The sequence below is a fragment of the Bacteroides timonensis genome (genome assembly GCF_000513195.1).
Lineage (GTDB): Bacteria > Bacteroidota > Bacteroidia > Bacteroidales > Bacteroidaceae > Bacteroides > Bacteroides timonensis.
This window is the reverse complement of sequence record NZ_CBVI010000177.1, coordinates 1-11549: the sequence shown is the minus strand read 5'-3', so window position 1 is coordinate 11549 and position 11549 is coordinate 1. Positions and strand designations below refer to the sequence as shown.

At 40.0% G+C, this 11549-nt stretch carries 8 protein-coding genes and 2 pseudogenes; 6 read left to right on the top strand and 4 right to left on the bottom strand.

Translation table 11 applies throughout. The annotated features are described in order from the left end of the window. Positions 1-92: 92 nt before the first annotated feature. A complete protein-coding gene (locus BN161_RS27340) occupies positions 93-1382 on the bottom strand; it encodes a DUF3945 domain-containing protein (RefSeq protein ID WP_044272347.1) in 1290 nt (429 codons plus the stop codon). 272 nt (positions 1383-1654) lie between these two features. Between BN161_RS27340 and BN161_RS27335 the strand changes: the two genes are divergently transcribed. Further along, positions 1655-2482 carry a hypothetical protein gene (locus BN161_RS27335; protein ID WP_125910944.1) on the top strand — a complete coding sequence of 276 codons (828 nt, stop codon included), beginning with the start codon at positions 1655-1657 and terminating at the stop codon, positions 2480-2482. Next, on the top strand, positions 2479-5595 hold the full coding sequence (locus BN161_RS27330) for a DEAD/DEAH box helicase (protein ID WP_044272341.1): 3117 nt from the start codon (positions 2479-2481) through the stop codon (positions 5593-5595). The genes BN161_RS27335 and BN161_RS27330 overlap by 4 nt, the downstream gene beginning before the upstream one ends. Before the next feature lie 76 nt (positions 5596-5671). Here BN161_RS27330 and mobC read toward each other — a convergent pair. The 3 genes and pseudogenes from mobC to mobA all read right to left on the bottom strand — a co-directional run bounded on the left by mobC (position 5672) and on the right by mobA (position 9493). Next, positions 5672-7687 (bottom strand): annotated as a pseudogene (gene mobC, locus BN161_RS27325) (conjugal transfer protein MobC). A 44-nt stretch (positions 7688-7731) separates the two neighbouring features. Then, complete coding sequence (gene mobB / locus BN161_RS27320; RefSeq protein WP_044272339.1) at positions 7732-8910, bottom strand: conjugal transfer protein MobB; 1179 nt, start codon at positions 8908-8910, stop codon at positions 7732-7734. A gap of 148 nt (positions 8911-9058) precedes the next feature. Further along, a pseudogene (gene mobA, locus BN161_RS30760) lies at positions 9059-9493 on the bottom strand (conjugal transfer protein MobA). Positions 9494-10299: 806 nt separating this feature from the next. Here mobA and BN161_RS30885 point away from each other — a divergent pair. From BN161_RS30885 to BN161_RS27300, 4 genes are all read left to right on the top strand, one after another. Next, positions 10300-10392 carry a ParA family protein gene (locus BN161_RS30885; protein ID WP_141651804.1) on the top strand — a complete coding sequence of 31 codons (93 nt, stop codon included), beginning with the start codon at positions 10300-10302 and terminating at the stop codon, positions 10390-10392. 9 nt (positions 10393-10401) lie between these two features. Continuing rightward, positions 10402-10596 (top strand): hypothetical protein, encoded by a 195-nt coding sequence (locus tag BN161_RS29005; protein ID WP_008647083.1) that lies wholly within the window; start codon positions 10402-10404, stop codon positions 10594-10596. A 63-nt stretch (positions 10597-10659) separates the two neighbouring features. Beyond that, on the top strand, positions 10660-11070 hold the full coding sequence (locus BN161_RS27305; RefSeq protein WP_044272349.1) for a ParA family protein: 411 nt from the start codon (positions 10660-10662) through the stop codon (positions 11068-11070). Positions 11071-11072: 2 nt separating this feature from the next. Further along, positions 11073-11549, top strand: a 477-nt coding sequence (locus BN161_RS27300) for a DUF3408 domain-containing protein (protein ID WP_044272336.1), incomplete at its 3' end; no start/stop codon positions are given.

Sequence of the window (11549 nt, the reverse complement as noted above, 5' to 3'; positions counted from 1 at the left end):
TTTAAAATGTTGATTGGATATTTAAGTATATACCCGGCTGCCATAAAAGAAAACCGGGTATATATCTGATGTAAACATGGATAGTTTTTCTGCTACATGACGGACAGGCTCTTTTTCGGCTGCGCCTTTACGGATGCCACATGCCGGGGTGCCTGCTGTTTCACGTCCTTTTTCTTGTCGTTCTTCTTATTATCAACAGTCGGCTTGTATTCACGGGCGTTACGTCCTATCAGCAATTGGTTGCTCTTGTTGCTGAAACGCACGTCATCGGAGAATACCCTGCCTTTGTAGCGCATATTCTCGACGAAAACCATTTCATGGTTTTGGAGCATCTTTTTCTGTTCGGGAGTGATTTTGGCACCCATTATGGTGTCGCTCACTTTCAGTTGTTCCCCGGACTGCTTGAATGCGATGTCCATTATTCTCGGATCGACGAAAGCAACACCCGAAAGCAGCGTGTCGTTTTTACGCTGTATATCGTTGATGGGAAGCTGGCCGCCTGATGCGAGAATTTGCTTCTGTTTGTCATCCAGTCTTTTTCCGTAGATATAATCCGGTATCTTGATGGCGTCCACCGGCATGGTAATGATGCGGTTGCTCGGTTCATGGAAAGATACATAGCAGTTGCAGACTGTTCCCGTGTGGGTATCCTTCATTTCCTTGACAGCCCCCAAAGTCCCGGTGTCTTTGAGCGACTGTTTTTCCTCGTCCGTGAATACTCCCTTATAGGCAGGCAGGTCGTACTGAGGTTTGTCGAGTCTGCTTAGAGTTTTCAGTTGCACCTTGCCGTCCTCGCCCTTGACGCAGAGGAAACAGGCTTCCCCCATATCCTTCTTCTCTCCGTTCACTTCCTTAGTAATAGGAAAAGCCTTTGAGGTGATTCTTCCTTTCAGCATTTCGCCCATGCAATGGTTGTCAAACAACAATTGCTTGTCAATTCCCAAAGCGCCGAGTTCTTTCCACGGAAGTTGGTGTTCGTCGAACTTATACCTTCGGGCAAGTTTGGCGATACGTCCCTCATCGTTGAGTTCGCTGTTTTCCACCAGTTTCTTACCTTCCAGTCCGGGATCTTCCCCTTTTCGGATTTGGACTACGGCATTCAGTGTCTTCTCCAAAAGGACGAGTGGTACAAGGAAAAAACTGAAACTCGTGGGATTGTCGTACTGGTTCTTGAAATTTGTAAAGAACAGTTCCAGCGGTGAGGTACGATCCAGTTTGAGGAAGTTGTTGCTGTTCTTCTTGTCGGGTGGCACGATTTCGAGACTACCGTCCTGCTCGTTCATTTTGGAAACGACTGCGGTCTTGTTCGTTCGCTTGTCGAGGATGGCCATTACATGCTCGTCCTGCTTCTGTTCTTGTTGTTCTTGCTTTTTCTTAGCCATAAAATCAAAAATTTAGTGATACATTTATTAATCAATACCGGGTAAACTTTAGCCCGTCGGTGCGAATGTAGAAGTTTAATTCATAGGATATTGTATTTTGGGAAGCAGTGGTAATGGATGGCGGGGATTGGCGCGAGATGACGCTTTCGGTTCTACTATATTTTTCTTTCAGGTTTCCTAATATAGGAAATCGTATGTTTCAATGCCTTATTCTTCATTTATTCTTTTGTGTTTCTATGTATTTTATATACTTTTGCTCAAAATCTATGCTTATGCCCGAATTTGTACAACTTGACGTTAAGGTTTTTGATAAATTTATCAGAAAGTTTTCAGAACGATATATTGAACAACGTTCTGAAACTACAAACGTGAATATAGATTCGTTAGATAGTTCTCAATTAAATGATTGTGGTTTTAATGTAGAAAGGCTAAAGCGAGTGATAAAAAAGAATGCAGTAGCTATTGATTTGAAACGTGAACAAGGCTTAGCTCCTGCCATTTTAAATGATATCTACAGAAGTGATTTAGGTGAATTATTGATGACTTACTATTTTGAGGAAAAAATAGGTGAAGGTAAACGCTTTATTATTCCTCTAAAGAATATCTCATCAAGAGAACTTGCACAATTACCTGGGCGTAGTTTGGATGCTATTGGTTATCGCATTGATAATGGATTATTCAATATCCTATTGGGAGAAGCAAAAGTTTCAGAACAGAAAAAAACTCCACCAGATGTTGTGCATGTTACAGAGGATTCAATTTATAAGTCTCAAAAAAAACACCATGAAGATTTACCAATGGTAATACAAAAATTATCAGATTACTGTCGGAAATTGGGTGCTGAAGATTTTATGACTTTTGCTTGTGCTGTACTTTATATGGAAACAGGGCAAACAGATAAATACACTTTAACTTTCGGTTGTACATTAATACGAGATTTCACTTGCTGTGGAAAAAAGGATTATGGTAAAATGCAAACCAACGTCTCTGATTTTAATCCAAATGACATTCATTTTGTTGTTTTATCGTTCACACAAAAAACAATAAGTGAAACTGTTGATTTATTCTATAAGGAAGTACAAAAGACAATTAAACAATGAACCGTCAAATTTTAGATAGCTTAATACAAGATGAATCAATACGCTCTTTATTAGAAAAGAGTGCAGATGCGTATTGGCTATCTGAAATATATGATTATAATCTTGATATATCAGATACAGAACAAGAAATTCTCGTTCGTTTAGCAATTCTTTATACAATTCTATCTCTATCAGAAGAAAAAAAAGATGTTAAGAACTTAGAATACGCTTATAAGTTACTACTTGCCATAAAGATAGAAGATTCTAATTATCTTTCATTATTTAAAAAAATTGCAGGTGTAGATGAAGTAGATAGTACACTTTTATATTATTTTCTATTATCCAGTATTGCATTAAAAGATGATAATACAATATCGGCACGTATAAATCTTAGACAATTTTATTCTGAAAATATTATTATTACAGAAAACTGGAAAGGCCGCGTTCTTTCCAAAATTCTTTGTGCGCTAATTCTTCTTATAAGAAAAGATAATGGTTTTATGGATGTCAAGCAGGCATTACAAACTATTATGGATTTACAATCTGAACAAGAATTATTCGAAGAGAACTATCTCCACAATTTTCAATATAAAGAAGAAGTAAGCGAAGCTTTGTCTCTTTTAGCATTATATCATACTTCAAAAGCCGTTGTGGAAACAGCTCATTATCTTATAGAAGGTTATTCGTATCCTAAGCGAATTGAGAATGTTATTCGAATACATATAGATATGGCGGATAAACTTTTAGGCAATAAACAAAATCGCCTTAAAGATATTATTAAAATCATTTCTAATGATTTAAAATCTATTTGCCAAAACTCAATTTGGTCCCATACTGCCTTCCAAGACAAAATTAGATTGTTATGTGAAAAAAAGAGCCAGAGTGGTATCCTTGAATTACTTCCCTCTCAGCGTAATGCTCTTACTCAAAAACTATTAGATGTATATGCTAATGCTACAATACTTCAAATGCCCACAAGTGCTGGTAAAACTTTATTGGCAGAATTTAATATTATCGTAACAAAATCTTTGCGATCAGATGCAAAAATTATATATGTCGTGCCTTCTCGCGCTTTAGTCAATCAAGTTTACTATGATTTAAAGTCAGATTTATCAGATTTGAATATTTGTGTTGAAAAGACATCTTCTGCTATAGAAATAGATCCTACAGAAAATGAATTTTTGAGTAGTGATAAAATTGATATTTTAGTATCTACTCCTGAAAAACTTGATTTGTTAATAAGGAGAAAGCATCCTTCTGTTGATGATATTTCTCTGTTTATAATAGATGAGGCACATACTATTGGAAATGGTCAACGTGGTGCAAGATTGGAGCTTCTAATGGCTCTTTTGAAACGAGAAAGACCTAATTCTAAATTTATGTTGCTTTCACCTTTTTTGCATGGTAAAAAAGATGTAATGGCTGAATGGTTAGGAGGAGGAAATACTATTCAAATAGACTGGAAACCTGCTGAGAAATTACTTATTGGTATAAAAAATCATAAGACTAAACATGTTGATGAAATAAAGTTTGAATTGTTGGCATCGGCTTATGACACATCTTTTAAAAGTGAGACAAAAGGATGTTTTAATAACCCATATGACTTACAAAGCAGATCGGAAAAAGATCGTATTCTCGAATTTGCCAGTAAGCATTTTGCCGAAACAGGAAAGACACAACTAATTCTTTGCTATGGTCGAGGAACAGCTAATAAGAGAGCCGGTTTTATTTATAAGCATACGAATTCATTTGTTGAGACAGAAGAAATTTCTTTAGTTAGGAAGTATATTGATGATGAAATAGGAAAAGAAACGACTTTGACAAAATATTTATCAAAAGGAATAGCTATTCATCATGCAGGATTATCAGATGAGGCTAAACTATTGATTGAATATTTAATTCGTGAGAAGCAAATAAAATATGTATGTGCCACTACTACTATAGCAGAAGGAGTTAACTTTCCTGTATCTTCGGTTTTCTTTGATGATTATAGAAAAGGGGATACAGTTCTCTCTTCTAATGATTTTTGGAATATAGCAGGAAGGGCTGGTAGAACCTTAGTAGATAATTTCGGAAAAATAATCATGCCTTTTCATACGTCTAAAAGTGAAGAGGTTTTTAAAGGTATTATCGAAAGAAGTTCTGATGAATTGGCAAGTGTATTAGCAGAACTTTTTATTAACGAGGATAGTGTACGTTCCTATTTATCGAAAGAAAAGGGTATATATGATTTAATCAAGAATTATCCAAATTCATTTTCTCCGTTATTTCAGTATTTTGTACATTTACTTACTACTGGACAAAATACTTATGCAGTAGAAGTTGAGGATATGTTCAAGGATTCATTACAATACTACCTACTTGAAAACGAAGAGCAAAAAGAAAAATTCGTTCAGCTATGTAAGAGTATATATCAATCTATAGAATTAAAATACGGTGGGACTTTAGGTGCATTGCAGTTCGCTGATAAAACAGGCTTTTCAGTTCCGTCTGTTTTGAAGATAATGCGTGAAAAATCACAAAACAATATTATTGCTAATTTAGCAGGATGGCAACCGAATGTAATGTTTAATAGAAGTGACAATTCTAATCTTACGGAGAAAATAAAAGTAATTGCTACACTAAAGGAGACAAATTTAGGAACAGATTCTAAGGAGGCACCTTTTAGCCCAGAACAAATAGCAAAAATGGTAATAGCTTGGGTAAAAGGTGATAAACTTAATGCCATTTCTTTAATTCATCCTCATTACAAAACGTTGAAAGATGATGAGCGTATGACTGAGTTTATGAAAAAGATGAATGATATACGTTTCAAAACTTCGTGGGGATTAAGTGCTTTAGAGGGAATAGTAAAAGGTAATCAAGATGAAATTCAAGATTCTTACATTCCTTCGTTAGTGTACTATGGCGTTGATAGTGAAAAGCCCTTGGCATTAAGAATGTTGGGAATACCACGATCTTTGTCATTTAGTTTGGCGAATATTATAGACGGAAACCTAAAAAGCTTTTCCTTTTCTTCTTTAAGAGAAAAAATTAATGGGTTGTCTGAATCTGATTGGGACAATTATAAACCTAAAAAATCAAATCTAACTGGAAATGAATGGAGAAAAATTGTAAAGATCTTGATGAAATAATTCCGAAAACTATATGTCCTCGGAATTATGATGCTTTTATATTTGTTATAATATCATTTTTGTTTTAGAATGTCGGTTACTCTCCTTCATTGCCACCCAAAAGATGTTTGAGTGCCGGATCATTTTCAATACGAATCAGTTCGTTCTCAACCAGTTCGACAATATCCTGCTTGATTTGACGGTAGTTAGCTTGTATCTGCTGCTCCATTGTATCATTGCCATTTTCATCCAGAAAGCTGCTGATTTCGGGGATGGGCTGGTAGGCTGCCGTTTCCTTTTGCACCGCTTCGTTATCCACGACTATTTGTGCGTGGAAGATTTTCTGATCAATTGTTTCACCAAAATTGTCAGCTACGGCTCCAATAAACATACCTTGCGATAACGTACTTATTTTACTGGCAGGTATAAGACTGTCCAGTTGGGTATTGATAGAAGTGGATGTATCATTGCGATTGATGCTCATAGATTCCCGTTTTTGCAGGATTTTTCCGAACCGTTCCGATAATGTTTTTGCTGTCTCACCAACTACTTGTCCGCTGAACACATTGCCGACAGTAGACATGATTACAGCGGCCTCTTTGTCTCCATAGTCGCGCTTCAACTGGCTGAAGTCTTGAAAACCTAATACGACCGCTACCTTGTTGCTTCGTGCCGTAGCAATCAGATTATCCAGACCTTTAAAAAAGATGGTCGGTAACTCGTCAATAATCACACAACTTTTCAGTTGTTTCTTCTTGTTTATCAGCTTTACAATACGGGAGTTATAAAGTCCTAACGCCGCACCATAAATGGAAATTCTATCGGGATTGTTACCTACACAAAGAACTTTAGGTTCTTTCGGATTATTAATATCCAGTGTAAAATCACTGCCGGACATCACCCAATAGAGTTGCGGACTTATCAGTCTGGACAGTGGGATTTTAGCACTTGCGATCTGGCCCTGGAGCTGCTCGCTTGCTCCACCTTTCCATGCATCAATAAACGGACTAAGATAGTTTTCCAAATCGGGGTAACTTGTCAAGATAGTAAAGACGTCTTCATACCTTTTATTAAGCAATTCTATGGCATGAGGGAATGTACAGTACTTGCCGCCTTCATAGATTTTCAAGAACCAAATTATCGCAGTAAATAAGACTATCGGAGATTCTACAAAGAAGTCCCCCTGCTTTTGCACCCAACTTTTATTGAGGTTCAACATGATAGTATAACTGGATTCGTAAGCGTCCGAAATATCCGTCATCAGTTCCGGAGCCAACGGATTACAACGATGGCTCTTGCGTGGGTTATCGAAGTTTACCACATAGAACTTGGGCGGTATCTTGTAGCGGTGCCGATACTTGATCAGATGATTGTAAGCGATAACCGATAAGTCGTCAAATTTAAAGTCGTATATATAGAGTGCATAAGACTTTTCGATTGCCTGCTTTATATAATTGTTTACCACGGCATACGATTTACCACTACCCGGTGTACCTAAAATCATGCTGGCTCGGAAAGGATTCACTACGTTTATCCAGCCTTTCCATTCCTTGCCTCTATACCAGAATTTGGTCGGCAGATTAACGGAATATTCATTTTCCATTAACTTGGTTTCCTGCATGAACGATTCGTTCTCACGGTTGAAAACATCCTCCAACAGATTGCCTTTGAGCAAACGACTTATCCATAAGCCGGATGCCAACAGAGAAAAGAAACCTCCGGTTAAAGTTGCGGTATATAGTACCGCACAAACACCCAAAGAAGCATTGACGGAGAGCAACCACCAATTAAAGAAAAAGAGTATTGCGCCCGCTATGGCCGCAATGATAATCTGCCTCCATGTGATTTCATGTTTTTTCACTCCCTTGTTTCCCATACAGGACAGACCGAGGAAGAGAACACAAAACAGCTTTGTATACAGCAGGGATGAGAACAGTCCGGTGGTACGTTGGAAGTTGGAAAGTATCCGGTCTACTATACCGAGCGTTCAGCCCATTTCGTAGAGCCAGCCGTAACAAAACCAATAGATGTGTATCGCCATAAATAAAAAACTGATGGCCCGCATAAAGTCAGTGACCTTTGCCAGACCTCTTAAATCATCTTCATTCTGCATAATCGTAAATTTTAAATTAGACTTCTGTTCTATACATTATTATATTATAATCTGCGTCTCCGCTTTTTCTTCTTTTTCTTTCGTCCATAGCGGAAAGACGGGTCGATATACTCGTGTGTATGATCATCTTCCATAAGCATGGAGAATATATCAACGGCTCCGAGTGCGGAGGTGTCAATCAGACTACCGGAAGTTTCCGGCTCTTGGCGGTACTGTTGCTCCTGTCTTTCTTCCCTTTCTTGTCTTTCTTCCCGTTCCGTATCTCTATCCTGCCGGGATGCTTCCTGCCCGGTTGGCGGTATCAACCGTTCACGGTCTGCATTCGGGTTGTTGAACAACTCATTGAATACATTGGCAGAAAAAGCTTTGCCCAGACGTGAACCGTTGAATACAGTCCGGCTGGTATGGTCTATGAAAGTAATGCCATACAAACGTCCTTCCAGATTGATACGGTAAATGACCTCTATATCGGCCTCTTTCAGCCTCCGGGCAAAATCCTCTTTCGTGCCGATGTCCTGCATGGCTTTGATGATTTCCTGCCTTGTCCTTTCTGCGAGGTTGTCCTTCTTCACCTTTTCAGTGGAAGCGGCAAATTTCTTTTGCAGTACTTCATAACCGAATGCCTTGCCGAACTTGCTGGATTTGAAAGGCGTGCCTACCTGCTGTCCGTTATCATCCAAAGCTCCGTACATGATACCGTGGTATTCCTTTCCGTCCACACTTCCCCTGACTTCATAAACGGTTACGTTATACAAATTCAGAAGGGTGTTATATTCCGCAAGCGAATGGCAGTTGTAGCATTCCAGCAAAGTACGGGCGGTATGTTTCACCTGCGCTTTCACATCGCCTTTCGGATAATCCACTTTTTGCAGGTTTACCGGTTCCCGCTCGCCATGTTCTCCGAGTGTGGGATGAAGCCCATACTTCACTTCCATTTCCCGACAGATATTCTGTGCTCGGATCGCTTCCCGGTTGTGGTCTATCTTTTCTCCTTTCTCGTTGATGCGTACCGAAACGATGTGCATGTGCTTGCGGTCGATGTCTTCGTGAAGCCAGACTATATAAGGCTGGTTCCCGTAACCGAACTTTTCCATAAACTCCTGCGCCAATACGGTCATCTGTTCTTCCGAAAGAATGTCTTTCGGGGAAGGATTCAATGAGATATGGATAACCGGTTTCCTGACGTGCGAATTGAGTGCTATGTAAGGTTCAAAAGCCTGCACGCAGTTTTCAATCGGCACATTGCCGGAGGTGTCGGCCGCAATTTTCGGATGTCACAATACCTTTGCCGTACCGTCGTCCACCTTTATCTTATTATAGGCAATCACTCCGTAGAATGAACTGCCCGATGTAATCTTCGGCACCATGACGTTATTCCTTTTTAGTGAGATACTCCTTTTCGTACCGCTTTGTCAGTTCGATAACCTGCTTGCATACTTCTTCCAGTTTACGGGTTTCTTCCGCCAGTTTATAAAGGAAGGCAAGCGATTTCTTCTCTCCATAAATGGTATGGATGGTTTTTACACATTGGTTGTAGTTGTTTCCGATACGGCGGAACTGCTGATAGAAAGCGGTGAGCTGGGCGTAATATTCCTGTGCTTCCTTATCAATCTTCACTACCTTGAACTCTCAACCGAAGATACGGGCAAAGATAAATTCGGCCTTGTTCTTCATGCCGGATTGCTCGAACATGGAGATAAACTTTTCGTCTTCCTCGTCATTGAGGCAGAGGTAATAACGGTGCGTGCGTGGATCGGCCAGCACCTTGCGCCCTGCGGCGCCACGGATTCTCGTTTCATCTTTCATAACATGAAAATTTTAAAAGGTTCGACTTGGGAGAACCTTTGCCCCCGAAACACCTTTCGGGCGAGACTTTCAGCGGGTAGAAATATTTTCAACCGCTGAAAGTACACCTCGCTATATGCTGACGCATATTAAAATCCGGCTGGGCCGGATTAAAGGTCTGAAGGATTTGTTTACGTTCTCTATCGAGAACGGGCTGCGCTCTCCCGGCGACAAAGGTAGATAGTTTTTTCTATCTGTGTATCATGGCGTATCGCGCCAACAGCCGCCAATAAATGACTTTGAAACCACGGGTACATCACGGATGCTCTTTTTGAGGTTTATTTGCAGCCGGATAGCTATTCAGTTACTTATTTGGATAGATACAAAGATAGTTATCTGGATAGCTATCCGGATGGTTTTCTATCCGAATAGCTTTTTGTTTGTATAGCCATTTGATTAAGTATGTTTTCAGACAAGCATTCATAAGGCTATTTATTTGCTTGTACAGCTATATATAAAGATGTATAGACAAACAAGTAGGTATTTAGATAAATAGTTATTCGGATAAATAGATAGGTAAATAAACTTTTAGCCAAATACTTATATAGAAAGCCGAATAGATATGTAGCTACATAGCTGAATAGATGAATAGCTATATAATTGGATAGCTATGTAAGTATATAGCTAAATAGACAGATAGCTTTATAGCTAAGTAGCTACATAGCTATCCAACAAAACGAATAATGAAATGACTGAATGGATAAATGGATAGACGGCTATCCGCTTAATTATCAATAAATCAAATTATTCACTTAAATTAGGTAACAATGGAAAAGAGAAAGGAAACGGTATTCATTTCGTTTGCTTCCCAAAAGGGAGGCGTAGGTAAATCGACGTTTACGATTTATGCGGCAGCATGACTGCATTATGTGAAAGGACTGAACGTAGCGGTGGTGGATTGCGACTATCCGCAGCATTCTATTATGAAACAGAAAAAACGGGATATGGAAGTGGTGAAGACCACACCCGTTTATCAGAACCTCTTGGTGGAACAGGCCGGAAGATTGAAGAAAAAGGCATATCCGGTCATCGGAAGCACACCGGCGGATTGCATGGCGCACTGAAGGGCATTTGAAGAGAAAGCGGATACGCATTATGACGTGGTACTGTTCGACCTGCCCGGAACTATGGGAAGCGATGGAGTTATCGCCGCAATCAGTGCGCTCGATTATCTGTTCGTGCCGATAAAGGCAGACCGACTTGTGCTGGAAAGTACGTTGAACTTTGCCACCACCATTAATGACCGGCTGATAAAGACCGGCGTATCCGCTCTGAAAAGTCTTCATCTGTTCTGGAACATGGTTGACCGCAGGGAACGCACGACATTGTATGATGTGTATCAGCAAGGTTTTTCTTTGTTAGGGCTGGATTGTCTCAAAACACGCATTCCCGTGCGCAGCAACTTTACCAAAGACTTGTCCGCTACGGGCGGTCCCGTTTACCGGAGTACGCTGTTCGCTCCCGATGCGGCATTCACTAAAGAGTGCGGCTTCGATACGTTTATGGATGAAATCATGTCTATACTTAAAACCGAATAGTCATGGCAAAGAAAACAAGCGGACAAAATCCGGTGGATGAAGCGTACCTGCGCAGCCTGATGGCAGGGGTTCCTTCGGAGACTCCTTTATCCTCCGCACCTTCAGAGGGCGGAGGTAATGGCGAAAAGAGAGAAACCGCTTTATCCGATGAAAAAGGAAAAGCGGATGACAATGCGGATGAAACAGTCAGGGATGTTTCCGGTGCGGATGATACAGATGATACCGGCTGTCCGGAAACGGTTACGGAAAAACCGTCACCGAAAACGATACGCACGGCACTGGCGGACTTTATACGCAAATTCCTCACGCCTTATAAATGTGAAGGCAGACAAGGGGTGTATATAGACAAGGAACTGCACCAGAAAATATCGGTCATTGTCGGGATTGCCGGAAAACGGCAGTTGACGGTAGGCAACTATATAGATAATGTATTGAAGGAGCATTTCGAGAAACATTCGGATGAGGTGAAGACCTATCGT